Source organism: Streptomyces sp. NPDC006207, assembly GCF_040613835.1.
GTDB lineage: Bacteria > Actinomycetota > Actinomycetes > Streptomycetales > Streptomycetaceae > Actinacidiphila.
Window position 1 is genome coordinate 47,067 of sequence record NZ_JBEXSX010000054.1, and the last position, 23,307, is coordinate 70,373.

General features: G+C 72.2%; 19 protein-coding genes. 7 read left to right on the forward strand and 12 right to left on the reverse strand.

Features of this window, described 5'->3' with window-relative positions:
* The first annotated feature begins 21 nt into the window (after nucleotides 1-21).
* Nucleotides 22-873, forward strand: coding sequence for a tetratricopeptide repeat protein (locus tag ABZ312_RS33110; RefSeq protein ID WP_500356996.1), 852 nt, complete (start codon nucleotides 22-24; stop codon nucleotides 871-873).
* Nucleotides 874-979: 106 nt separating this feature from the next.
* Here the strand turns inward: ABZ312_RS33110 and ABZ312_RS33115 are convergent, their stop codons facing one another.
* The 3 genes from ABZ312_RS33115 to ABZ312_RS33125 are packed head-to-tail and all read right to left on the reverse strand — an operon-like array spanning nucleotide 980 to nucleotide 5,571.
* Nucleotides 980-2,053, reverse strand: coding sequence for an iron-siderophore ABC transporter substrate-binding protein (locus tag ABZ312_RS33115; protein ID WP_500323620.1), 1,074 nt, complete (start codon nucleotides 2,051-2,053; stop codon nucleotides 980-982).
* Between the two features lie 60 nt (nucleotides 2,054-2,113).
* Entirely contained in the window at nucleotides 2,114-3,892 is a 1,779-nt protein-coding gene (locus tag ABZ312_RS33120) for an ABC transporter ATP-binding protein (protein ID WP_500439362.1), read from the reverse strand.
* The gene (locus ABZ312_RS33125) at nucleotides 3,889-5,571 is read right to left on the reverse strand and encodes an ABC transporter ATP-binding protein (protein WP_500323622.1); all 1,683 of its coding nucleotides are present in this window, start codon (nucleotides 5,569-5,571) and stop codon (nucleotides 3,889-3,891) included. Before ABZ312_RS33125 ends, ABZ312_RS33120 begins: the two co-directional genes overlap by 4 nt.
* Before the next feature lie 218 nt (nucleotides 5,572-5,789).
* On the opposite strand from ABZ312_RS33125, the gene ABZ312_RS33130 reads away from it, so the two are divergent.
* Both ABZ312_RS33130 and ABZ312_RS33135 read left to right on the forward strand, forming a co-directional pair.
* On the forward strand, nucleotides 5,790-6,233 hold the full coding sequence (locus tag ABZ312_RS33130; RefSeq protein ID WP_500323623.1) for a MerR family transcriptional regulator: 444 nt from the start codon (nucleotides 5,790-5,792) through the stop codon (nucleotides 6,231-6,233).
* A gap of 13 nt (nucleotides 6,234-6,246) precedes the next feature.
* Complete coding sequence (locus ABZ312_RS33135; protein WP_500439363.1) at nucleotides 6,247-7,287, forward strand: SDR family oxidoreductase; 1,041 nt, start codon at nucleotides 6,247-6,249, stop codon at nucleotides 7,285-7,287.
* A gap of 13 nt (nucleotides 7,288-7,300) precedes the next feature.
* Here ABZ312_RS33135 and ABZ312_RS33140 read toward each other — a convergent pair whose 3' ends face one another.
* A complete protein-coding gene (locus ABZ312_RS33140; protein WP_500323625.1) occupies nucleotides 7,301-7,885 on the reverse strand; it encodes a hypothetical protein in 585 nt (194 codons plus the stop codon).
* 200 nt (nucleotides 7,886-8,085) lie between these two features.
* On the opposite strand from ABZ312_RS33140, the gene ABZ312_RS33145 reads away from it, so the two are divergent.
* Complete coding sequence (locus tag ABZ312_RS33145) at nucleotides 8,086-8,928, forward strand: aminoglycoside phosphotransferase family protein (RefSeq protein WP_500323626.1); 843 nt, start codon at nucleotides 8,086-8,088, stop codon at nucleotides 8,926-8,928.
* A gap of 19 nt (nucleotides 8,929-8,947) precedes the next feature.
* On the opposite strand, the gene ABZ312_RS33150 is transcribed toward ABZ312_RS33145, so the two are convergent.
* The 8 genes from ABZ312_RS33150 to ABZ312_RS33185 all read right to left on the reverse strand — a co-directional run bounded on the left by ABZ312_RS33150 (nucleotide 8,948) and on the right by ABZ312_RS33185 (nucleotide 20,339).
* Nucleotides 8,948-9,343, reverse strand: coding sequence for a YciI family protein (locus tag ABZ312_RS33150; RefSeq protein ID WP_500323627.1), 396 nt, complete (start codon nucleotides 9,341-9,343; stop codon nucleotides 8,948-8,950).
* 51 nt (nucleotides 9,344-9,394) lie between these two features.
* Nucleotides 9,395-12,388 carry a glycoside hydrolase family 2 TIM barrel-domain containing protein gene (locus tag ABZ312_RS33155; RefSeq protein ID WP_500439364.1) on the reverse strand — a complete coding sequence of 998 codons (2,994 nt, stop codon included), beginning with the start codon at nucleotides 12,386-12,388 and terminating at the stop codon, nucleotides 9,395-9,397.
* Between the two features lie 89 nt (nucleotides 12,389-12,477).
* Nucleotides 12,478-15,207 carry a glycoside hydrolase family 38 N-terminal domain-containing protein gene (locus ABZ312_RS33160; protein ID WP_500439365.1) on the reverse strand — a complete coding sequence of 910 codons (2,730 nt, stop codon included), beginning with the start codon at nucleotides 15,205-15,207 and terminating at the stop codon, nucleotides 12,478-12,480.
* Between the two features lie 75 nt (nucleotides 15,208-15,282).
* Nucleotides 15,283-16,080, reverse strand: a complete 798-nt coding sequence (locus ABZ312_RS33165) for a carbohydrate ABC transporter permease (RefSeq protein ID WP_499517036.1) — start codon at nucleotides 16,078-16,080, stop codon at nucleotides 15,283-15,285.
* Nucleotides 16,081-16,136: 56 nt separating this feature from the next.
* Nucleotides 16,137-17,087: a carbohydrate ABC transporter permease gene (locus ABZ312_RS33170; protein WP_500356566.1), complete on the reverse strand. Its 951-nt coding sequence runs from the start codon at nucleotides 17,085-17,087 to the stop codon at nucleotides 16,137-16,139.
* A 7-nt stretch (nucleotides 17,088-17,094) separates the two neighbouring features.
* Entirely contained in the window at nucleotides 17,095-18,432 is a 1,338-nt protein-coding gene (locus ABZ312_RS33175; protein ID WP_500439366.1) for an ABC transporter substrate-binding protein, read from the reverse strand.
* A gap of 277 nt (nucleotides 18,433-18,709) precedes the next feature.
* Nucleotides 18,710-19,714: a LacI family DNA-binding transcriptional regulator gene (locus ABZ312_RS33180; protein WP_499516172.1), complete on the reverse strand. Its 1,005-nt coding sequence runs from the start codon at nucleotides 19,712-19,714 to the stop codon at nucleotides 18,710-18,712.
* Between the two features lie 148 nt (nucleotides 19,715-19,862).
* Nucleotides 19,863-20,339, reverse strand: coding sequence for a MarR family winged helix-turn-helix transcriptional regulator (locus tag ABZ312_RS33185; RefSeq protein ID WP_500323634.1), 477 nt, complete (start codon nucleotides 20,337-20,339; stop codon nucleotides 19,863-19,865).
* Between the two features lie 134 nt (nucleotides 20,340-20,473).
* Here ABZ312_RS33185 and ABZ312_RS33190 point away from each other — a divergent pair, with 134 nt between their 5' ends.
* The 3 genes from ABZ312_RS33190 to ABZ312_RS33200 form a co-directional block, all read left to right on the forward strand.
* Complete coding sequence (locus ABZ312_RS33190; protein ID WP_500323635.1) at nucleotides 20,474-21,253, forward strand: sigma factor-like helix-turn-helix DNA-binding protein; 780 nt, start codon at nucleotides 20,474-20,476, stop codon at nucleotides 21,251-21,253.
* A gap of 207 nt (nucleotides 21,254-21,460) precedes the next feature.
* Nucleotides 21,461-22,609 carry a transaldolase gene (tal, locus tag ABZ312_RS33195; RefSeq protein WP_500323636.1) on the forward strand — a complete coding sequence of 383 codons (1,149 nt, stop codon included), beginning with the start codon at nucleotides 21,461-21,463 and terminating at the stop codon, nucleotides 22,607-22,609.
* A partial coding sequence (locus ABZ312_RS33200) for a glucose-6-phosphate dehydrogenase (protein ID WP_500439367.1) occupies nucleotides 22,606-23,307 on the forward strand: 702 nt, incomplete at its 3' end. The genes tal and ABZ312_RS33200, both read left to right, overlap by 4 nt.

Consider the following 23,307-nt stretch of genomic DNA (forward strand, 5'->3'; position numbering starts at 1 on the left):
CTTGATCCGTACGCTTCGGGCATGAGACTCTTCCGGCCGCGCGGCCGACACGAGGCGGATCGGCCCACGAGTTCCCCCGTGGACGAGGTCATCGCGCTCTACACGGCGGGGCGTTACGCCGAGGCGGAGACCGAGGCCCGTGCCGTGGCGGCTGCCTGGACCGGGCAGCGCGGCACCCCGTACGCACCGCTGGCCCTGAGCTTCGCCGCCCTGGCGGTGGGGGCCCAGGGCCGTCACGCCGAGGCCGTCACCGCGTACGACGAACTGCTGCCCGTGTTCGGAAGGACCTTCGGCGCCGAGCACATGCTGACCCTGAAGCTGCGTTCGGATCGCGCGCAGGCACTCAGCGCGCTCGGCCGGCACGCCGAATGCGAGGCGGAATGCCGGGCCGTCGTAGGGGTAGCGGCCCGCGGCACCGGCCCGGACATGCTGAACACGGCGGCGGCCGCACGCAACGGACTGGTCTTCGCGCTCACCGCGCAGGGCCGTCACGCGGAAGCGGAGGCCCTCGTCCGCGACGCCCTCGCGGCCCATCCGGAGCATGACCGGTTCGCTCTGGTCCTGCGACTCGGCCTGGCCCGCAGCCTCAACGCCCAGGCCCGTCACGAAGAGGCACTCGCCGAGGCGGAACGCGCCGACGACCTGCGCCGCGGCATGTCCGCGCAGCAGCACCGAGCGGAGACCGGTGCGGTCGAACTGGCCCTGGCCACCGCCCTCCAAGGGCTCGGCCGTGAACGCGAAGCCCTCAGCAGGGCCGTGACCGCGCATGATGCGTGCCTGGCGACGTTCGGCCCGGACCACCGCCGGACCGCCGAGGCTCGGGACCTGCTCGAACGTATCGCCGGGGACGTGCCGGACACCGACGCCCGGTAGCGCGTGGCACACGGGCCGGGGCCCGCTCTGCGTGCAGAGCGGGCCCCGGCCCCGGGTTGCCCGGCCTCGGCCCGGCGGCGCACGGAGCACCGCAGGACGGCGGTGATCAGGACGCGGGCTGTTCCACCTTCGTGGCCGGGTCGCCGTCCACCGCGGCGGCGAGCTGCGGGACGAGGCGGTCGAGGACGTAGGGGATGCTCAGCACGGTCGACAGGGACACCGCGTTGCCGTAGTCGCCGGACTCCTCGACGAAGACCTCGCGGCCTTCCTTCACGACCTTCAGGTCGGCGTACAGCTTGTCCTCGTGCAGCTTCGCGACGGCCGTGGTGGTGTCGGGCACGATCCACACCGCGACGCTCTGGTCGAGCAGGTCGGTGCGCTCCTTGCTGATGTTGGCGCCGAACTGGTCGCCGATCACCTTGTCCAGGTCGGCCGGGAGCTTCAGCCCGAGGTCGGCCAGCAGCCGCGAGCGGGCGTCCTGGCTGCCGTAGACGAAGGTGCCCTCGTACGGGGTGGCCATCACCGTGGTGGCGCCGGCGAACTCGGGGTGCGCCTTCTTGGCCTCGGCGAACTTCGCCTCGACGCCTTCGACGAGCTTCGTGGCCTCCCCGGGCTTGCCGAGCGCCTTGCCGATGGTCTCGGTCTGCTGCTGCCACGGGATGCCGTAGTCGTTGAACTCCTTGGGCTGGGCCACGACCGGAGCGAACTTCGACAGCGTGTCGTACTGCGCCTTGGTCAGGCCCGAGTACAGGGCGAGGATCAGATCGGGCCTGAGGGCGGCGATCTTCTCGACCTGCGGCCCGGTGCCGGTGTCCTTCAGGACCGTGGGCGCCGCGGCGGAGCCCAGCTTGTCCTGCGCCCAGGGGCCGAAGGCGCCCTTGTAGCCGCCGATCCACTCGGTCGTGCCGACCGGGACGGTGCCGAGCGCGAGGACGGCGTCCTGGTCGGTGAGGCCCACGGTGACCACGCGCTTGGGCTCGGACTTGATCGTGGTGCTGCCGTACTTGTGGGCGATCGTGACGGGGAAGGCGTTGCCCGCCGACGCCTTGGTGGAGCCGGAGCCCGGCTTCGACGCGTCGGAGGGCGAGTCGGAGGAGCCGCAGGCGGCTACCGCACCGACGAGCATCAGTACGGAGGCGAGCAGTCCGGCGAACCGGGTGGCTCTGTTGGCGCGGGGCATCGGGTGATCCTTCTGTTCGTTTCGGTTCTGGACGGGTTGGTTCAGGGGCGGCGGCGGCCGCTACGGCCGGGGGGTGCTGCGGTGCTCCGCCCAGGCCTGCCACAGGGCGGCGTACGGCCCCCCGGCGGCGCGCAGTTCGTCATGGGTGCCGCTCTCGGCGATGCGGCCCTCCTCCATCACCACCACCCGGTCGGCGGCGGCGGCCTGACTGAGCCGGTGCGCGACGACCAGGGCCGTACGGCCATCCAGCGCGCGCTCGGCGGCCTCCTCCAGCCGCGCGGCGCCGGCGCTGCCGGCCTCCGCGGTGGCCTCGTCGAGGACGGCGACCGGCGGATCGGCCAGCACCAGCCGGGCGAGGGCGACTTGCTGCGAGCGGTCGGCGGTCAGGCGGTGGCCGCCCTCGCCGACGACGGTGTCGAGGCCCTCGGGCAGCGCCTGTGCCCAGCCGAGCGCACCCACCCGCTCCAGGGCCTCGCGCAGTTCCTCGTCGGTGGCGTCCTGTCGGGCCAGGCGCAGGTCGTCGCAGAGCGGCCCGGAGAAGACGTGCACCTCCTGCGTGACCAGAGCGACCGTGCGCCCGGTCTCCGCGGGTTCGCCGCCGCCGACGTCGACCCGACCGGACGACGGCCGGTGGATGCCGACGACGATCTTGGCGAGCGTGGTCTTGCCGGCGCCGCTGGCACCGACGAGGGCGACCCTCTCCTTGGGCCGCAGCACCAGGTCCACGTCAGTGAGCACCGGCCGTCCCGGCACGTAGGCGTGGCCGACGCCCTCCACGGTCACGGCGGGAACACCGGGAACGTCCTGGGCCGGCGCGGCTCCGGAGGCGGCGGGCGCCGGCTCGTCGACGACGCCGACCAGCCGGGCCAGGGCGGCGGTCGCGGACTGTGCGTCGTCCAGCAGCACCAGCGCGGTGTTCACCGGGCCGAACAGGCTGTGGAAGTACAGGGCCGCCGCCGTCGCCGTGCCGATCGACGCGGAGCCGCCGCGCACCAGCAGGAAACCGGTGACCAGCACGGCGGCCAGCCCGGTGTACTCGGCCACGTGCAGCCGGCTGTAGAAGCGCAGCACCAGCTGCACCCCGCGCAGCGTCAGGTCGACGGCCGCGCGGGAGCGTGCGGTGACCCGCTCGGTGTGCCCGGCCTCGGACCGGTAGGCCCGTACGGTCGCCGCGCCGCCGATGGTGTCGAGCAACTGCTGCTGCTGGGCGCCGGTGGCGATGCGCTCCTTGGCGTACAGCGGGGTGGCGTTGCGGACGTACCAGCGCGCGGTGTGCGCCTGCACGGGCAGCGCGAGCAGCGCCGCCAGCAGGAACCGCCAGTCCAGCACCGCGAGGGCGGCCAGCGTCAGCACGATCGACAGCCCCGAGCGCACCAGTTCCGGCAGCGCGGTGCGCACCGCGTCCGCCACCCGTGACACGTCCCGCGTCACCCGGGAGTTGAGGTCGCCGGAACCGGCCCGCTCCAGGCGCTCCAGCGGCAGCGACAGCGCGCGCTCGACGAAGCGCTCGCGCAGCTCGGCCAGCACGGTCTCGCCGAGCCGTGACACCAGCGACGTGCCGGAGGCGGTGGCCACGCCCTGCGCCACGGCGACCAGCACCAGCAGCACCGCGGGCAGTGTCAGCGCCCCCGCCGGGCGCCGGTCGGTCACCAGGTCGACGATGTGCCCCAGCAGCGGCTGCGTCAGCAGCCCCACCGTCGTGGCCGCCACCATCACCACGGCCCCGCCCACCGCCAGCGCCCGGTGCGGACGCAGCAGTTCCCGTACCGCGGCACGCGTCCGCGCGGGCGTCGCCGTGGGCAGCAGCTCCCGCGCCGCGGATGCCGATGCCGTCGTCATGCCAGTACCGCCGTCCGGTAGGTCGCGTCGCCGTGCACGAGGTCGCCGTGCGCGCCGTCGGCCGCCACCCGGCCACCGTCGAGGAGGACGACGCGGTCGGCGACGGACAGCAGGGCCGGGCTGTTGGTGACCAGCACTGTGGTGCGGCCGCGGCGGTGCTCGCGCAGTCCGCCGGCGATGCGGGCCTCGGTGACCGCGTCGACCGCCGTGGTGGGGTCGTGCACGACGAGCACCGGGCGGTCGGCGACGAGGGCGCGGGCGAGCGCGACGCGCTGGCGCTGGCCGCCGGAGAGCGAGCTGCCGCCCTCGGTGACCTCGGTGGCGGTGCCCTGCGGCAGGGCCCGGGCCACCTCGTCCGCGCCGGCGGCGGCCAGCGCGAGGTCGTCGTCCCCGGTGCCGCCCAGGTTGTCGGCGAGGGTGCCCTCGAACAGGTCGGCGTCGTGCGCCGCGACGAGGACCACGGTGCGCAGCCGCGCGGGGTCGAGCTCCGGCAGGGGTACGCCGTCCAGTTCGACGACGCCGGCCTCCGGGTCCGTGGTGCGGCCGAGGCAGGCGAGCAGTGCCTGCGCGGCGGCCGGGTCGGTGCTGGCGACGCCGAGCAGTTCTCCGGGCCGCACGTCGAGGTCGGCCTCGCGCAGGGCGCCGAGGGTGACGCCCCGCAGCCGCAGCCCGCCGCGTACCGGGTCCGGCAGGGCGCGGTCGCCGGGCTGCACGTCGGGCTCCGCGGCGAGCACGGCCGCGATGCGTCCCGCGGAGGCCCGCCCCTGGGCGAACTCGGTGTTGACCCAGGCGAAGACCTCCAGCGGCCCCAGGAGGAACAGCGCCAGGCCGACCGCCGAGACGAGCTGACCCAGCGTGATGTCGCCCGCCGTGGCGAGCCGTCCGCCGATCAGTGCGACCACCGCGATGAAGACCCCGGTCAGGGTGAGCACCACCCCGCTCTGCCAGGCCTCCGCGCGCGCCGCCCGCACCGTGGCGCCGAGCGAGGCGCGGCTGGTGCGCCGGTACCGTTCGACGGCGGCGCTCTGCGCCCCGATCCCCTTGAGCACCCGCAGTCCCGCCACCAGGTCGGCGGCGATCCCGGAGGCGTACGCGGCGCGCTCCTGCTCGGCCTCGCTGCGCCGCTCCAGGGGCTTGCTCAGCAGGTGCCCGAGCCAGAGCAGCAGCGGTGTGCCGAGGAGGACGACCAGGCCCAGCAGGACGGAGATCCGCAGCAGGGCCACGGCGCTGACCAGGAGTCCGGTGAGGGCCGAGATCCCGGTCATGACCGCCATGTTGACGGCGCCGACCCGCTTGGCGTCCTCGGTGGCGATGTTGGCCAGCTCACCGGGCAGATGGCCGCGCTCGGCACCGCCGCGGGGGTCGAGGACCCGGCGTACGAGGGTGATCCGCAGTGCGTGCGCGGCCTGTTCGGCGGCGCGTTCGCCGGCGCGGGCGCCGAAGCGGAAGCTGAAGGAGAGTCCGACGTACACGACGGCCAGCACCGCGAGCCAGCCGAAGAGCGCACGTCCGTCGCCGTCGGACACGGCCTGGTCGATGACGATGCCGATGAGGACGGGGACGAGCGCCTCCCCGAACTGATGGCCGGCGCCGAGCACGGCGCCCACGGCGACGTCCTTCCGCCGGCCCTTGACCGTCCTCAGCAGGACATCCCGCCCCGACGGCACCCTCGTTCCCACCCCGCGACCCCTCCGGTACCCAGCCGACGGCGACCAGCGCGCCCTGTCTGAAGCTTAGGTAAGGCTACACTAAGTTCCCCTCGGGGGTGAGGTCCCCCGGAGACGTCCCGGAGCCCGCGGCAGGCGACGCGCCGGGGCCTGGCGAAGTGACCTCGGCCACGTCCGCACCCCACGCTTGACCTCAAGCGCTTGAGGTTCCGAAGACTGAGGACGTGGCAATGACAGACGCCCCGCCGGTGTCGATCCAGGAGGTGTCGCGACGCAGCGGCCTCTCCGAGCCGACACTGCGCTACTACGAGAAGATCGGCCTCATCGGCCCGGTCCCCCGCCACGAGAGCAGCGGCCACCGCCGCTACGGCGCTTCCGCGGTGGAGAGGATCGAGGCCCTGAGCTGCCTCCAGGCGACCGGGATGAGCGTGCGCGACATGCATGCCTACCTCCGTCACCTCGACGGGGAGGCGGACGCCGACCGGGCCGTGCAACTGCGCGACCTGTTCCGGCGCAACGCCGACCGGGTGGTCGAGGAGGTCGAGCGGATGCGGGTCCGCCTGCGGTACCTGCAGCTCAAGACCGACCTGTGGGACGCGCGGGAGCGGGGCGACGACGACGCGGAGCAGCGTGCCGTGGACGAACTCACGCGCACGGTGCCCGATCTGAGATAGGGAAGAGAACACCATGTACGACCTGAACCCCGGCTCCGGACCCGTCCTCGTGACGGGCGGCAGCGGCTACCTCGGCTCGCACGTTCTCGACGCGCTACTGCGCGCCGGCCACCGGGTGCGCACCACCGTCCGGTCGCCGGACCGCGCGGAGGGCGTCCGCGCGACGGCGGCCCGGGCGGGCGCCGACCCCGGACGGCTGGAGATCGTCGTGGCCGACCTGGGTGCGGACGAGGGCTGGGCGGAGGCGGTGAAGGGCTGCGAGCACGTCCTGCACGTGGCGTCGCCCTTCCCGGCCCGGCAGCCCCGCCACGAGGACGAGGTCATCGTCCCGGCCCGGGACGGAGCACTGCGCGTGCTGCGGGCGGCGCGTGACCACGGCGTCCGGCGCGTGGTGATGACCTCGTCCTTCGCCGCCGTCGGCTACAGCCGTACGGGTGGCGGAGCCTACGACGAGAGCGACTGGACCGACCCCGGGGACGACCTGACCCCCTACGTCAAGTCCAAGGCGGTCGCCGAGCGCGCCGCATGGGACTTCACGGCCGCCGAGGGAGGCGGGCTCGAACTGGCCGTGATCAATCCGCCCGGGATCTTCGGCCCGGTGCTGGACCGGCACCTGTCCGCCTCGGTGGGGCTCGTCAAGGCGATGCTGGAGGGGGCCCTGCCGGTGGTCCCGCCGCAGTACGTCGACGTGGCCGACGTGCGTGACGTGGCGCAGGCCCACCTGCGGGCGATGACGGAACCGGCCGCCGCGGGCGAGCGCTTCCTCATCGGCACCGGCACCGCGACGAGCTTGTACGCGATGGCCCGGATCCTGGCGGAGGGGCTTGGCGAGCGCGCCGCGAAGGCGCCGGCCAGGGAACTCACCCCCGAGGAGGTGCGGGAGGGCGCGCGCACCGACCCGGCGCTGCGGGAGGCGGCGGGTCGGCTGGGCAAGGTGCCGGTGCTCCGCACCGACAAGGCGCGCGCGGTGCTGGGCTGGGAACCCCGGTCCGTGGAGACGACCGTCCTCGACACCGCCGGGAGCCTGTTCCGGCTGGGACTGGTCGAGGCCTGACACCCCGTACGGGTCAGGTCGGCCAGTGGTACCCGAGGGTGAAGTCGACCACCACGGCGAAGGTCAGGTACAGCAGCCAGGCGGCGGTCAGCAGCCGGAACAGCCCCATCACGCGTTCGGCGACGGGCACGCCGACCGACATGACGAACTTGCTGAGGTAGACGGCGAAGAGCCCGATGAAGACCAGCCCGACGGGCCAGTCGTCGACCGCGAAGAACACCGTCGCGCCGAGCGCCGACAGGACCATGTAGGCCACGCCGACCCCGGCGTTGACGCGTGCGTCGTTGCCGCGGTAGCGGTCCCAGCCGAGCGCGAACCAGTGGATGCCGTACGCGGTGAAGGCCAGGGCGGCCATGTAGAGCGGCGGCTCCTTGAACACCTCGAACCAGGTGAGCCCCACGAAGAGGATGACGCCCGCCATGAGCTGGCAGAGGCCCGGGAGCCAGATGCCCCAGACGCCCATCGCCCGGTCGACCCGCTCGTCCCGCTTGGGCCAGCCGAACAGTTCCTGGGACCCCCAGATCAGATAGCCGGTCGCCAGGCCGAAGAAGCCGAGGGCGAGCGGCGGGTACACCGACGGTTCAAAAATTACATCCATTAGTCCATTATTCACCCAAATGAGTCATATTGCCCATTCGGCCCACGCGCGAGGGTGACGGACCGGCTCTCACCCGTCACCCTCCGTCGCGTGGTGCCGCAGCGGCCCGAATGATGTTGCCGCGGCGCGCCGAGCTGGAGAAGGATCTACAGCTGTCGCCCCGAGGCGTGTACGTGCAATCAGCGATGAGGGAGGACGATATGGAGCCACGGGAACTCCGTGGCGCAGTTGAGGCAGGACGTGCCACCGCATCGGAGCTGGGCCTTCAGGCCGACGACGTGGTCGTCATCCACAACTCGGACCGCGTTGCGCTGCGCCTGGCCCCTTGCGATGTTCTGGCCCGGGTCGCCCCTTCTGGCCATCTGGCTGATTCCGAGTTCGAAGTGGAGGTTGCCCGCCGCCTCGCCGACGTCGACGCTCCCGTGGCCGGGCTCGACCCTCGGGTCGACCCCCGGGTCCATGTGCGTGATGCCTTCGCCATCTCGCTCTGGACGTACTACGAACCCGTGGGACCGCGGATCGCTCCGGCCGACTACGCGGATGCGTTCCTGCGGCACCATGCCGCACTGCGCCGGATCGACCTGGACGCACCGCATGTCACCGATCGAATCGCTGCGGCACTGGGAGAAGTCGGCGACCGGGAGCGATCCCCCGAGCTGTCGGATGCCGACCGGGAATTCCTCCGCGGCACACTGGCCGGGCTGAGCGCGGCGGTCGGCATCGGCAGGGCCGGCGAGCAACTGCTGCACGGCGAGCCGCATCCGGGCAACCTCCTCAACACGAAGAGGGGGCCGCTCTTCGTGGACCTCGCCACGTGCTGCCGTGGGCCGGTCGAGTTCGATCTCGCCCATGCGCCCGATGAAGTGGGAAAGCACTATGCGGGGGCCGACCACGACCTGATTCACCGGTGCCGCGCCCTGAACTGGGCGATGTTCTCGGCCTGGCGCTGGCGCCGAGACGACCAAATGCCTGACCGGGACCACTGGAGGGTGGAGGGGCTCCACCAGGTTCGTGCCGCACTCGACCGCTGCGAACCGGGCTGAACCCGGGACGGAGGGGCCCTCACGCCTGCTGCGCCGGGGTGCCGTCCGGTCGGCTCGCGTCCATGCCGAACGAGTCGTGGACGGGGCGCACCTCGACCGCCACGACGTGGAAGTCGACGACGCGTCGGGCGATCTCCCGCGCGCGCTCCGGGCTCGTGCAGTCGACCACGTAGTAGGCGGTGACCTGCTCCCTCGCCTCCGTGAGCGGTCCGTCCGCCGTCGTCGGGCCGTCGCCGCGCAGCCGGATCGTCGTGGTGTCCCTGGGGTAGGCGAGTCCGGCCCCGTTCAGCAGCTCGCCGGTGCCCGCGAGATCCTTGTGCAGCTCGTCGTGCCGGCGGAACACCTCGGCGCGTTCCTCGGCGGTCATCGCCTCGGTCGCCGCGGGGTCGGCGTACATCAGCACCAGGTACTTCATGCCACCACCCTGGCAGAAGGCCGCTCGTCGCGGCCTTCTGCCAGGGGAACCTCAGCCCGCCGTGATGCGGAGCCTGATCGTCCGGGACTGCGGGCGCAGCGCGAACTCGGGCCACACGTCGGGCCCGCAGGCCCGGGAGCCGAGGCCGTGCTGGGCCGCGTCGACGAACAGGTGGCTGGTCGCCGACTCAGGGAGCTCGAACGGGTGCGCCGCCCGGGCGATCTGCTGCGGTGTGTGGCGGCTGAGCGTGAAACCCGGGAGGCGCCCCTGTGCGTCCGGGACGGTCACCAAGCGGAGCACTCCGGCGCCGCCACTGGTCAGTTCCAGCCGTCGCAGGCGGGAGCGGTGCCCGGTCTCCTGGGGGCGCGCGTAGGCGACGGAGAGTTCGTCGACGCCGGCGGAGAAGCGGCCGGTGCGCGCCGCGCGGAGGCTGTCCGGGTAGGACTCGTGCGGGCCCATGCCGAACCACTCGGCGCCGTCGACGGGGGCGCCGCCGTCGGGCAGGTCGAAACGGACGCCGATGCGCGGCCACACCGTCGCCCAGCCGCCCGACGGCTCGATCTCCACACGCAGTTCGAGCTCGTCCCCCTGCAGGGACCAGACGGTCTCCACCGTCACCGACGACGCGGTGTTCGCCGCGGACACCTTGGCGACGGTCCGCAGCGCGTCCGGGGCGGTCTCCACCGACAGCACCCGCGTGGTCAGCCGGTCCAGGCCGTCGCCACGCCACAACTCGGCGTTGGAGACCCCGGGGACGTGGGCGTCGCTCTCCTCGGCCACCCCCGAGGTGCCCTCGTCGTTGTCGGTCGGGGCACGGAACAGTTCCAGCCGCGGGCCCGCCACGGCGCGGCCGGCGAGCCGTACCAGGTCCCCGCCGGCGAACTCGGCGATGCCGAGCGTCAGCGTCCCCTCGCTCCGCCGCCAGTCGGCCGGAAGCCGGACGGCGGGCACGGCACGTCGCGCCGAGCGGTCCAGCTGGGCGGTCGCGACCACATGGCCCTCGCTCGCCCACGCGGTGCCGGCCGCCAGGACCGCGTCCAGGGTGAGCCAGGTCTCCGCGTCCCGCGACACCGCGATCCGCGGCAGCGGCACGCGCGCCGACCCGCCCGCCACGACGACGGGCACGTCCAGGTCACCGGCGTCCACGGGCGTCCCGTCGTGCTCGACGCGCCAGCGGAAGCGCAGGTCGGCGGTGTCGGCCGAGTGCCGCAGATTGGTGATCGTCACCACGCCGCCGCCGTCGTCGTCGCCCGCGTCGAAGGTGAAGCGGACCGGCTGCACCACCGCCTTGAACTCGTGGAGGCCGGGGGTCGGGACGTCGTCGCTGAGCACCATCCCGTCCATCACGAAGTTGCCGTCGTGCACGACCTCCCCGAAGTCGCCGCCGTAGGCGTAGTAGGGCGTGCCGTCCGGGGCCGTCGTCAGGATGCCGTGGTCGCGCCATTCCCACACGAAGCCGCCGTGCAGGCGCGGATGCCGGTGCACCAGCGCCTCGTACTGGTCGAGGGCGCCCGGCCCGTTGCCCATCGCGTGGGCGTACTCGCACAGCAGGAACGGCTTGGTGCGCTGCCGTGCGCCCTGCGAGGGGGTGCAGTCCTGCAGCGGGGTGCGCGAGCCGTCGGTCCCGATCTGCTCGGTCTCCGGCACCGAGGCGTACATGCGCGAGTAGACGTCCGTGTACGCGCCGGTGTGGTCGCCCTCGTAGTGCACGGGGCGTCCCGCGTCGCGGGCGTGCACCCAGGCCGACATCGCGGCGAGGTTGGCACCGGTGCCCGCCTCGTTGCCGAGCGACCAGAGCACGATGCTGGGGTGGTTCTTGTCCCGTTCGACGGTGCGCCGGATCCGGTCCAGGTACGCCTCCCGCCACGCCGGGTCGTCGCTGGGGTTGCCGGCCCAGCCGACCTTGTCGAAGCCGTGCGTCTCCAGGTCGCACTCGAGGACGACCCAGAACCCGAGTTCGTCGGCGAGGTCGAGCAGCCGCGGATGCGGCGGGTAGTGGCTGGTGCGGATCGCGTTGACGTTGAACCGCTTCATCAGGGCCAGGTCCTCGCGCGCGTGCTCCTCGTCGAAGACACGGCCGCGCTCGGGGTGGGTCTCGTGGCGGTTCATCCCGTGGAAGACGACGCGGCGGCCGTTGACCAGGAACCGGTCGCCGCGGATCTCGACCGTGCGGAAGCCCGTCCGCACCGTGACGGTCTCCGCCGCCGAGGCCACCGTGACCTCGTACCGCCGCGGTACCTCGGCCGACCAGGGTTCCACGCCGTCGACCTCGAACGCGGTCACCTCGGCCGCGGAGCCCCAGACCCGCTCGACGCCGAGCTCGGGGATGCGGAGGGTGACCGGGAACGCCGCCGCCTCCGCGGTGACCTCCGGGTCGATCCGGCCGCGCCCCCGCTCGAACCCGGTGCGCAACCAGACGTCCTCGATCCCCCCGACAGGCCGAGCGATCAGGGTGACGTCGCGGAAGATGCCCGGCAGCCACCACTGGTCCTGGTCCTCGAGGTAGCTCGCCGCCGACCACTGGTGCACGCGCACGGCGACGACGTTGTCGCCCGGGCGCACGGACGCGGTCACGTCGAACTCGTGGGCCAGCCGGCTGCCCGAGGCACTGCCGACCTCGTCGCCGTTCACCCACACCTTGAAGAGCGACTCCACGCCGTCGAAGCGCAGCACGACCCGCTCGGCCCGCGACCAGTCGGCGGGCAGGTCGAAGTGGCGGCGGTAGTCGCCGGTCGGGTTCTCGTCCGGCACGTGGGGCGGGTCGATGGGGAAGGGGAACTGGATGTTGGTGTAGATGGGCCGGCCGTAGGCCCCGTCCCCCTGGAGCACCCAGTGGGAGGGCACCGGGATGTCGTCCCAGCCGCCGTCGTCGAAGCCTTCGGCCGCGAAGTCGTCCGCCGCCGTCGCCGTGGGCGACAGACGGAACCGCCAGTGCCCGTTGAGCGAGCGGGAGGGGGCGTCGGAGTGCAGCCACGAGCGCGCCGGACGCAGCGCGCCACGCCCTGGTGTGGTGTCCGAAACATACGCGGAGAGCTCGGAGGGCAAGAGGTCACAACTCTTTCTTGGTAGCGAAAGGGGGATCCGGTGTGCGGTCACGGCCGCGGTCGGGGTCACGGCCGCGACCGCGACCGCGGCTACCTGAGCACGATCGTCCGGATCTCCCACGGGCCGAGGGCGAGTTCGAGTGCGCCCTCCGCGGGTGCGGTGGCCAGCGGCCGGCCGAGCAGGTCGACCGTGGTCACCCGGCCGAACGCACCGGTGACGCGGGCGGTGGAGCCCGTGTCGCTCATCGCCACCAGCCGCACCTCGGTGCCGGCACCGAGCTCGTCGCCGGTGACACGGCGGACGCTGGAGACGAAGACGTCCGTGCCGTCGACCCGCACGCCGGCCGTGTCGGGGGGCAACTGCCCACCGGCGGGCGCCGTACCGCGGGTGACCAGCACGTCGTTGCGGAACTCCTCGGCGAGGGCGACCGCGTCCGCGGCCTGCCAGCCGGTCGCCGACGGCAGGACGGCGAAACGGTTCTCGATGCGCACCCCGAGGTCCTGCGCCTCCGGCGCGGGGATCTCGCTCGCCGCCGGTTCGTCGCGGAGCGGATGGATGTTGACGCTGATCGAGCCGATCGCGCGCAGGAGGGTCACGGCGAGTTCGGCGCCCCCGGCGGTGAGTTCGTACTCGGTGGCGTGGTCGAGCAGCACCGTGGCCGCGCCGGCCGACACGAAGCTGCTCGCGGGGAAGGTCGGGATCGGGTACTCGCCCCAGCCGCCCTCGGCGGTCAGCCCGCGCTCGGTGACGGCGAACTGCCCGGCCGACGCCGAGCCGGCCGCCGGCCGGGGGAGCGGGACGTGGAAGCGCAGCCGGTGGTCGGCGGCCTGGTTCAGGAACGACGTGGTGACGCGCACGAAGGGCTCGCCCGCGCGCAGCTCCACCAGGGTCTCCACCGGCGTCGGCACGGTCCGGTCGCCGCGTACGTCGCGGTCGGGCGAGAGCGCGGCGGGCCACGGGTACACGCGGGTGATGCGCACCCGCGACCGCAGCGGGCCGTTCTCCAGGAGTTCGACGGCGACCTCCGTCGGCTCCGAGACGAGCAGGTCGTGGGCCGGCGGGCCGTAGTTGTAGCTGTCGCCGCGGTCACCGCCGTCGACGAGACGGCCGACCCCGCGCAGCACGGTTCCGTCCGCCCCGGTCACCTCCAGGGTGCCGTCGGCGGCGATCACGACCTCGGCCAGCCCGTTCGACAGCGACCCGGCCGTCGCCGTCGCCGGCACGAAGGCGGTCCCCGGTGCGGGCGCCTGCCCGGCGGGCGCGACCGTGAAGCTCGCGAGCCCGGAGGCGGGGACGGCGACCGGAACCAGCGCGGTGGCCCGCGCCTCCTCCAGCGTCAGCACCCGCCACTTGCCCGGGTGCGCGGCGGCAGCGGCGGCGACCTCGCGGCGCAGGATCAGCAGGTCGAACGGACCGCTGGAGGGCACCTCGGCGAGGTGGAAGACGAGCGAACCCGCGGTGAGTTCGTAGTGGTCGATCTGGCGGCCGAACAGCTCGCGGCGGTGGATGCGACGCAGCACCCGCTCGAGCTGCGAGGCGTCCATGCGCTCGTCGCTGAGCACGGTCGGCGCCTGCGCGACCAGCTGTACGGGGTGCTCCGAGCCGTCGGCCGCGGTCGCGACGAGGACGGTCCCCTCGGGCGGGGCCACGACGTCGACCTCGACCAGCGTCGTGCGCGGGACCGTCAGCGGGTTGGCGACCAGGTGGCCGTCGCTCGGCACGCGGGCGGCGGGTCCGGCCAGCGCCGCGTCCCGTACGGCGCGCGCGGCGTGCGCGGCCTCGGCGAGCCGCGCCTCGACCTGGTCGGCGGTCTCGTCCGTGCCGGAGCCGACGACCGAGTCGTGGGCGCTCGACTCGATGATCTTGTGCCACGCGAGCGAGAGGAACGGCGTGTCGTCACGCCCGGACCACAGCGCGTTCAGGCGCTCGGCGTGGTCGACGGTGCGTTCGGCGACGGCCATCCGGTGCTTGAGCCCGCGCCGCACCGAGAGCACGCCCGGGAGGATGTTGCCGCGTACGTGGCTGCGCAGTTCACCGGTGACGACGGCCGGGACCTCGTCGCGCACGTGCTTGCGTACGTACTCGTCGAGCGTGGCGATGGTGATGGTGCGCCCCTCGCCCGAGGCCTGCCGCAGCCACTCCGCGAGGCGCGGGTCCGGTGCGTTGTGGTCGGTGCCGGCCATCGCGAGCACCGGGTCGTCGCCCCACCGTCCGGCCGTCATCTCCGCGTACTCGCCCAGCGCGCGACCGATCTGATCGGGCACCAGCAGGACGTCGAGGCCGTTGTCGTAACCGTCGAAGAGGAACTCGGTGCGCACCTCCGAGCCGTCGGGGGCGCGCCAGCGGAAGGCGTGGCCGTCGACGGAGCCGGGCACCCCGCGCCACAGCGCCGCGTGCTCGATCCCGGCGCGCGCCAGGATCTGCGGCATCTGGGCGACGTGGCCGAACATGTCCGGGAGGTAGCCGATGGGCATGGAGCCGCCCAGCTCCGCCGCGGCCGCCCACCCCATCTGCAGGTTGCGGACGATGGTCTCGCCCGAGCAGAGGAACTCGTCGAGCAGGATCAGCCACGGCCCGATGGCGAGCCGGCCCTCGGCGACCAGGGCCGTGACGCGCCCGCGGTTCTCCGGCCGCATCTCCAGGTAGTCCTCGACCGCGGCCATCTGCCCGTCGACGGTGAAGCGGAAGTCCGGGTTCGTCTCGGCCGTCTCCAGCACGGTGTCCAGGGCGGTGACGAGCCGGTGCCGGAACACCTGGAAGGGCTCGTACCATTCCCGGTCCCAGTGGAAGTGGGGCACGAAGACGGCGGATCGGGGCATGGCAACGGGACCTTCTGTGCTGGCGGGGCGGCGGGGGGAGGGAGGACGGGGGAGGGCAGGGGTGCCGGCGCGGGGCTAGCGGAGCGAGCCGGCGGCCAGTCCGGTGCGCCAGAACCGCTGGAGGAGGATGAACACGACGATCACGGGCACGATCGAGACCAGCGAACCGGTGATCACCGACTCCTGCAGCAGCGGGGCGCGGGCGGTCTGGCCGTTCCACTGGTACAGGCCGAGCGTGATCGGGAAGAGCGACTCCTTCTGCAGCATCACCATGGGCAGGAAGAAGTTGTTCCAGATCGCGACGAACTGGAACAGGAAGATGGTCACCAGTGAGGGCGTCATCAGCTTGAACGCCACCGAGAAGAACGTCCGGAACTCCCCGGCCCCGTCGAGGCGCGCCGACTCCAGGATCTCCTGGGGGACGGCCGACGCGGCGAAGATCCGGGCCAGGTAGACGCCGAACGGGCTGACGATGCTGGGCAGGAACACCGCGAGGTAGGTGTTGACGAGCCCGGTCGCCGAGAACAGCAGGAACAGCGGCAGCGCGAGCGCGGTGGTCGGTACGAGGATCCCGCCGAGGATGACGGAGAAGAGGAACTCGCGGCCCCGGAAGGGGAACTTGGCGAGCGCGTAGCCGCACAGCGCCGAGATCAGGGTGCCGACCGCCGCGCCCAGCACCGCGTACAGCACGCTGTTCAGCGCCCAGCGCCCGAAGATGCCGTCGCTGCGGGTGAAGAGGGTGTCGAGGTTGGCGAAGAGGTCGAAGTGCGAGAACGCCAGGCCGTTGGTGGAGGCGAGGTCGCCCTGCGGCTTCGTCGCCGCCACGACCAGGAAGTAGACCGGCAGCAGGAAGTAGACCGCCAGCAGGAACATCAGGGCCGTGGCGGCCGTTCGGCTGACGCGGCTCTCGCGGATCGGGGTCTGGTCGCTCACAGTCCGGCCCTCTTCGAGGTCAGTCGCATGAACCCGAAGCTCAAGACGAAGGTGATCACGGCGATGACCACGGAGATCGCCGCCGCCTGCTGGTAGTTGTTCCCGGAGGCCACCGTGTACGCGAGCATGTTCGGGGTGAAGGTGCTCGGGATGTTCGAGGAGATCTGGCGCAGCACCGCCGGCTCGGCGTACAGCTGCAGCGTGCCGATGATGGAGAACACCGTGGTCAGGACGACCGATGGGGCGATGATCGGCACCTTGATCCGCCACGCGATGGCCCAGTTGCTGGCGCCGTCGAGCTTGGCGGCCTCGTAGAGCTCCTGCGGGATCGACTGCAGCGCGGAGAACATGATCAGCATGTTGTAGCCGGTCCACAGCCAGGTGGACACGTTCGCCGTCGACCACAGCACGGCCCCCGGACCGAGGAAGTCGGGCTGGAGGCCGACGCCCTTGAGCAGGTCGACGACGGGGCTGATCTGCGGCGAGTAGAGGTACGACCACATGATCGCGGCGATGACGCCGGGCACGGCGTACGGCATGAACGCCGAGATGCGGAAGAACGCCTTGAGCTTCAGCAGGGGGGTGTCGAGCAGCAGCGCCATGACCAGCGCAACGAAGAGCATCACCGGCACCTGCACGATGCCGAACAGCCCGATGCGGCCGATGCTGCCCCAGAACTCGGTGTTCTGGAAGACCTGCGTGTACTGCTCCAGACCGCCGAAGGTCGTGTACGACGTGCCGTACTGGCCGCCGGTGCGGCGCACGACGAGCAGGCTCTGCCAGAACGCGTAGCCGATCGGCACCAGGTAGAAGAGGACGAACGGCAGGAAGAACGGGGTCACGAACGCGGCGATGGTGCCCGCCCGGGGGCCGCCGCCGTTGTGGCGGCGACGGCGGCCCTCGGTGGTCGCCACCCCGCGCGTCGCGCGGGTTGCGAGGTCGGTCATGCGACGGTCACTTGCCCGCCGTGGCCGGGATCGCCTGGTCCTTCATGGACTTCAGCGCGGCGTCCTGGGCGGCCGTGAGGGCGCCGGCGACGGTGCCGTCACCGGCGGTCGCCTTGGCCATCGCGTCCTGGAGCGCCAGGTTGACCGTCTTCTGGGTCGGGCCCCAGGTGAAGTCGGTGTCGATGTTCTTGGACGACTCGGCGAAGACGTCGAAGATCTTCTCGTTGTCGTAGTAGGCCACGCCCTGGGAGAGCGCGGGGAGCGCCAGACCGGCGGTGGCCGCCGGGTAGAGGCCGCCCAGCTTGTTCTCCAGCGCGAGGGCCTCGGGGTCGGTGTTCAGCCAGGTGTTGAACTTGACTGACTCGTACGGGTGCTTGCCGCCCTTCATGAAGGCGACGGTGGAGCCGCCCCAGTCACCGGACGCGGCGCTCGAACCCCAGGTGGGCATGGGCACGATCGACCACTTGCCCGCCTGCTTGGGCAGGTTGTCGCGGAACATGCTGTAGCCCCAGGCGGCGCCGACGTAGGTGGCGATCTGGTCCTTCTGGTACGCCGTGTACATCTGCGTCGAGCCGTGGGCGAGGTCGGTCCGCACCAGCTTGGCGTCGATCAGCTTCTGCCAGTAGTCGGCGACCTGCTTGCTCTGCTCGGACTCGACCGCGACGTGCCACTTGTCGCCGGAGTAGGAGTACATCTCGGCGCTGTTCTGCCAGAGGAGCCCGTTGAACCACTCGGCGTTGTTCGGGTCGAAGAACGTCATTCTGAGGTTCGGGTCGGCCTTGTGCAGCTTCTGCGCCTCGGTCGCGTACTCGTCCCAGGTCTTGGGGATCTCCAGGCCGTGCTTCTTGAAGATGTCGCTGCGCACGTACAGGGCCATCGGGCCGGTGTCCTGCGGGATGGCGAACACCCCGGTGCCGCCGAAGCTGGCCTGCGACCAGGTCCAGGGCACGAACGCCGACTTGGCGTCGGTGGCCGCCTTGCAGGCGGAGGCGTCCGCGAAGGCGTCCTGGCTGCGCAGGTTGGGCAGTTCGTCGTAGCCGACCTGGGCGAGGTCCGGCGCCTTGCCCGCCTTGAGGGCGTTGCCGATAGTGCCGTACTGGTCGTTGGAGATGTTCTTCGTCTCCACCTGGATGTTCGGGTTCTTCTTGTTCCACAGCGCGACGACTTCGTCCATGCCGGGAACGGTGTTCCAGTACTGGAGGGTGACTTTGCCCTTCGCGGGCGCGCAGGCGTCTGCCGATGCGCTGTCACCCGAAGGGGCCGGCGATGAGCATCCGGCGAGTACGGCGATGCTGGCTGCCGCGGCGACGGCGGCGACGCGGATACGCGTGACTGTGCTGCTCATGGTTTCCGTTCCGGAGGACGGCTGGCGTGGGCGCCAGCCGGGTCGACGTTGACACCTCAGGCGGGCCGTGCTGGAGAGAAGGGACAGGGGGAGCGACGGGTTCCGGTGCACGCACCGAGCGCCGTCGCAAGGTTGGGCAAAACCACGTGTTCCGGTCCCGTGAGCGTTCACGTGAGCGTTCACGTGAACGCTCACGGGGCCATTGAGAATTGTTCGGAAGTGTGCGCTCCGGTGCCGTCAAGTGTCAAGACTTTGCGGCGCACACGGGTCCGGCAGGTTAAGCGGAGCCGCTCAGCCGCAGTTCGGCGCGGACGACGAGGTCGTCGGCCCCGAGCGGCTCCAGCCCGGTCAGCAGCCGAGCGACCTGGTCGATGGCGAGCGCGCCGAGCCGGCGCGTGTCGAGCGCGACGCTGGACAGCGGGGGCTCCACGAGCGTGCCGAGCTGCAGTCCGTCGAAGCCGACCACGGCGAGGTCCTCGGGGACGGCCCTGCCGAGCCGGCGCGCCTCGCGCAGGGCGCCGATGGCGATGATGTCGTTGAAGGTGAAGACCGCGGTGACGTCGGGATGCGCGGCCAGCAGCTTCCTGAGCGCCGTCCCGCCGCCGTCGGCCGACTGGGCGGCCCCGACCACTCTGCCCGCGTCGATCCCGTGGGCCGCCGCGGCCGTGGCGAACCACTCGCGCCGGACGCTCGGCTCGGCGCGGCCGTCGTGGTCGAGCATGCCGATGTGCCGGTGGCCCGCGGCGACCAGGTGTGCGACCGCGGCGTTGACGCCCTCCTCGCCGTCGATGCGGATCGAGCTGAACCGCGCCGTGTGGTGCTCACGCCCGATGAGCACCACGGGCACTCCGCGGGTGAAGCGTTCGAGGTCGTGCTCGGAGCAGCTGAAGTAGCCGACGACCGCGTCCACTTGCGAGGCGATCACCTGCAGGGTGCCGAACTCCTCCTCGGCCCTGTCCCCGGTGTCGTAGACGACGACGTGCCAGCCGCGCGCCCGGGCCGCCTCCAGCGCGGCCGCGGCGACCTCGGTGAAGAACGGGTTGAGCAGGTCGGGGATGACCAGCCCGATCGTGGTGGTGTCCTGCCGGACCAGGCCGCGGGCGAAGCGGCTCGGCCGGTAACCGAGCTCGCGGGCGGCCTCCAGCACACGCTGCTTGGTGGTGCCGTCGATCTCGTCCTTGTCGTTGAGCGCCCGCGACACGGTCTGCCGGGACACCCCCGCGGACCGGGCGACGTCATGGATCGTGACCCTCCGGGATTCCGTCCCTGACGACGACACCATCGCGTACCTCCCGATCGTCGCGGGTGCCGGCGCGCCCGCAGGGCCTGAGTATGCACGTCCCCTACGGGGCGGCGCGAGATCAGGTCGCCGCACGGCTGCGGGGGTACGGGCCCGTCGGTGCGGCTCTGACCTCGGGAAAGGGGCGGGTTCAGGTTGCCGCGGTACGCAGCGCCGCGCTGAGCGCCCGGAGGTCGAGACCGGCGAGGTGGTCCAGGAAGTGGCGGCGCATGGAGGCCAGATGGGTCGGCCAGGCCTCCTCCAGGCGGGCCAGCCCGGCGTCGGTGAGGACGGCGTTCGAGCCCCGGGCGTCCCGCTCGCACCTGACCCGCCGGATGAACCCCTGGCCTTCCATCCGGCGGACCACGCCTGTCATGCCGCTGAGCGACATCTCGCAGGCGGCGGCGAGGTCGCTCATCCGCAACCGCCGCCCGGGCGCCTCCGAGAGGTTCATCATCGCCCGGTACTCGATGAGGGGGAGCCGCTGCTCGCGGGTCATGTCGGCGTCCAGAGCGCGGGGCAGGGCGTAGATGACACGGCTGAGGGACCGCATGAGGGCTTCTTCGTCCGGATTGAGGGGATCCAGCAGATCCGGTGCGGATTCCGGGCGGTGTGCGGCATCGTGCATGCCCCCCACTTTACTTGCTTCGCGAAGGATATATATTTGCTGCGCGAAGCAATTAACGCCGAGCCGTGCGGTGTGGCCACCCCTGCCCGCGCGACCGTACCGACCAAGCAGGTCATCCCGGAAAGAGACGCAACATGCCTCAGTCGCTGACGAACGCCCAGTCCACCGCAGGAATCCGCTACGCGGTGTCCGGCCAGGGCGGTGGCCGGCACCGGGGCCGGAGCGTCGACGGTGAGCCGTACGCGCGGGGGAGCAGTACGGCGCCCGGGAGCGGCCGTCACCGCAGGACCGTCCGCGCCCCGCAGGCCCGGCAGGCTGCCGAGGCTCCGGTGCGGGCGGCCGTCGGCGACGAGGACGGTTCCGCCGGGCGCGAGGCACGCTTCGAGCGTGACGTGCTGACCCTCCTCGACCCCGTGTACCGGGCCGCGTTGGGCGTCACGGGCGACCCGGCCGAGGCGGAGGGACTCGTCCTGGAGGTGTTCACCCGGGCGTACGCCGCGTTCCCGCGCCTCCTCGACGGCGTCGACCACCGGGCCTGGCTCTACGACCTCCTGGCCGCGGCGTTCGTCGGCCCTCATCCGGAGGTGTGCGTGCTGCCGCCGGAGTCCGGGATCCCGCAGGGGGTGCGGGGGTCCGCGCTGGACGAGTTCGTCCTGCTGTCCGAGGCGGACGTCCGGGCCGCCCTCCTCACGCTGCCGAGGGAGCAGCGGTTCGCCGTGTACCTCGCGGCCGTTGAAGGCTTCGCCTATCAGGAGATAGCAGACATCATGGATGTTTCTGCGGCAATTGCGGCGTACTGGCTGCACGACGCCCGGCTGCGGCTGTGGGCGGCCGAAGGCCCGCGCGTGGCGGCGTCCGAGCAGGAGTACGCCAGCGGCGACCTCGTCGGTGCCGGGCGGAGCGGATCCGCATGACACGCCGTCGCGTGGGGAGGCCGCGGGCAAGGGCCGGCGGGCCCGCGCGGCACCCATGCGCGGCGTGATCTTCGTCGCTCGTCACATTCCCGGGGCCCGCGCTGTCATGCCCGCGGGGAGGGAAACCTCCGTCACCTGCGGAAACACGTCCCCAGCAGCCGGGAATCCTTTGGGGCCCGCCGCGGTTGACGCGAGCGCAGAAAGAAGATGATCACAGTGAACCAAGAAGCAACCGCAACCGCGGAACCGTTGCAGCGACTGGCCGCCGAGGGAGTCTCGGTCTGGCTGGACGACCTGTCGCGCAGACGCATCGTCTCCGGCGACCTCGCCCGACTCGTCGCATCGGGACGTGTGGTGGGCGTCACCACGAATCCGTCCATCTTCCGGGCCGCCATCGGCTCGGGGGAGGACTACCGGGAAGAGCTCGCCGACCTGGCCGCGCGCGGCGTCACCCCGGACGAAGCCGTCCGCATGATGACCGCCGCCGACGTGCGTGCCGCGGCCGACCTCCTGCGACCCGTGTACGAGGCGACCGGCGGCCGGGACGGCCGGGTGTCGATCGAGGTCGACCCGCGCCTGGCCCACCGCACGCGGGCGACCGTCGCCGAGGCCCGGCAGCTCGCCTGGCTGGTCGACCGCCCCAACGTGATGGTCAAGATCCCGGCGACCGCGGCGGGCCTGCCCGCCATCACGGAGGTCACCGCCCTCGGCATCAGCGTGAACGTCACGCTGATCTTCTCGCCGGAGCGCCACCGCGAGGTCATGGAGGCCTACCTGGCCGGTCTGGAGAGGGCGCGTGCGGCCGGGATCGACCTGTCCACCGTCCACTCCGTCGCCTCCTTCTTCGTCTCCCGCGTCGACACGGAGGTCGACCGGCGGCTGACGGAGCTCGGCACGGACGAGGCGTCGGCCCTGAAGGGCAGGGCGGCGCTCGCCAACGCCCGGCTGGCGTACCGGGCGCAGCGGGAGTTCTTCGCCGGCGACCGCTGGGCCGCGCTCGCCGCGGCAGGTGCCCACGAGCAGCGGCCCCTGTGGGCCTCCACGGGTGTGAAGGACCCGGCGTACCGGGACACCCGCTACGTCGAGGAACTCGTCGCGCCCGGCACGGTCACCACCGTGCCGGAGGCGACGCTCGACGCCGTCGCCGACCACGGCCGCGTCGAGGGTGACACCGTCACCGGCCGCCACGACCGGGCCCGCGCCGACCTGACGGCCCTGGAACGACTGGGGATCCCCCTCGACGAGGTCGTCCGGCGGCTGGAGGACGAGGGCGTGGCGAAGTTCGAGGCGGCCTGGGCCGAACTGCTGCAGGCCATCGGAACAGCACTGAACGGCAAGGGAGCCGACGCGCGATGAGCAAGGACCCGACCGCACCCGCCACCACCCCGTGGCCCAACCCCCTGCGTGATCCGTCCGACCGGCGGCTGCCGCGCATCGCCGGCCCGTCCGGGCTGGTGATCTTCGGCGTGACGGGTGACCTGTCCCGCAAGAAGCTGATGCCGGCGGTGTACGACCTGGCCAACCGCGGGCTGCTGCCGCCGGGCTTCTCGCTCGTCGGCTTCGCCCGCCGCGACTGGGCGGACCAGGACTTCGCCCAGGTCGTGCACGACTCGGTGCGCGAGCACGCCCGGACGCCGTTCCGGGAGGAGGTCTGGCAGCAGCTCGCCGAGGGCATGCGCTTCATCCCCGGCGACTTCGACGACGACGTCGCGTTCAAGCAGCTCGCCGTCACCGTGGACGAGCTGGACGCCACCCGGGGGACCAGCGGCAACTACGCGTTCTACCTGTCCGTACCGCCGAAGTTCTTCCCCAAGGTCGTGCGGCAGCTGAAGAAGCACGGACTCACCGACGCCCCCGAGGGCTCCTGGCGACGCGCGGTCATCGAGAAGCCCTTCGGCCACGACCTGGCCAGCGCGCGGGAACTCAACGCGCTCGTCCACGAGGTGTTCGCCCCGGAGCAGGTCTTCCGGATCGACCACTACCTGGGCAAGGAGACGGTCCAGAACATCCTGGCGCTGCGGTTCGCCAACACGATGTTCGAGCCGCTGTGGAAC

What these genes read in the sequence shown, in the direction of transcription:
- ABZ312_RS33180 (WP_499516172.1), bottom strand. Translation starts at nt 19,714, where the DNA reads ATGGTGTCGTCGTCAGGGACGGAATCCCGGAGGGTCACGATCCATGAC.
- ABZ312_RS33110 (WP_500356996.1), top strand. Translation starts at nt 22, where the DNA reads ATGAGACTCTTCCGGCCGCGCGGCCGACACGAGGCGGATCGGCCCACG.
- ABZ312_RS33140 (WP_500323625.1), bottom strand. Translation starts at nt 7,885, where the DNA reads ATGGATGTAATTTTTGAACCGTCGGTGTACCCGCCGCTCGCCCTCGGC.
- ABZ312_RS33175 (WP_500439366.1), bottom strand. Translation starts at nt 18,432, where the DNA reads ATGAGCAGCACAGTCACGCGTATCCGCGTCGCCGCCGTCGCCGCGGCA.
- ABZ312_RS33160 (WP_500439365.1), bottom strand. Translation starts at nt 15,207, where the DNA reads ATGCCCCGATCCGCCGTCTTCGTGCCCCACTTCCACTGGGACCGGGAA.
- ABZ312_RS33165 (WP_499517036.1), bottom strand. Translation starts at nt 16,080, where the DNA reads ATGTTCCTGCTGGCGGTCTACTTCCTGCTGCCGGTCTACTTCCTGGTC.
- ABZ312_RS33190 (WP_500323635.1), top strand. Translation starts at nt 20,474, where the DNA reads ATGCCTCAGTCGCTGACGAACGCCCAGTCCACCGCAGGAATCCGCTAC.
- tal (WP_500323636.1), top strand. Translation starts at nt 21,461, where the DNA reads ATGATCACAGTGAACCAAGAAGCAACCGCAACCGCGGAACCGTTGCAG.
- ABZ312_RS33185 (WP_500323634.1), bottom strand. Translation starts at nt 20,339, where the DNA reads ATGCACGATGCCGCACACCGCCCGGAATCCGCACCGGATCTGCTGGAT.
- ABZ312_RS33115 (WP_500323620.1), bottom strand. Translation starts at nt 2,053, where the DNA reads ATGCCCCGCGCCAACAGAGCCACCCGGTTCGCCGGACTGCTCGCCTCC.
- ABZ312_RS33170 (WP_500356566.1), bottom strand. Translation starts at nt 17,087, where the DNA reads ATGACCGACCTCGCAACCCGCGCGACGCGCGGGGTGGCGACCACCGAG.
- ABZ312_RS33145 (WP_500323626.1), top strand. Translation starts at nt 8,086, where the DNA reads ATGGAGCCACGGGAACTCCGTGGCGCAGTTGAGGCAGGACGTGCCACC.
- ABZ312_RS33120 (WP_500439362.1), bottom strand. Translation starts at nt 3,892, where the DNA reads ATGACGACGGCATCGGCATCCGCGGCGCGGGAGCTGCTGCCCACGGCG.
- ABZ312_RS33150 (WP_500323627.1), bottom strand. Translation starts at nt 9,343, where the DNA reads ATGAAGTACCTGGTGCTGATGTACGCCGACCCCGCGGCGACCGAGGCG.
- ABZ312_RS33130 (WP_500323623.1), top strand. Translation starts at nt 5,790, where the DNA reads ATGACAGACGCCCCGCCGGTGTCGATCCAGGAGGTGTCGCGACGCAGC.
- ABZ312_RS33135 (WP_500439363.1), top strand. Translation starts at nt 6,247, where the DNA reads ATGTACGACCTGAACCCCGGCTCCGGACCCGTCCTCGTGACGGGCGGC.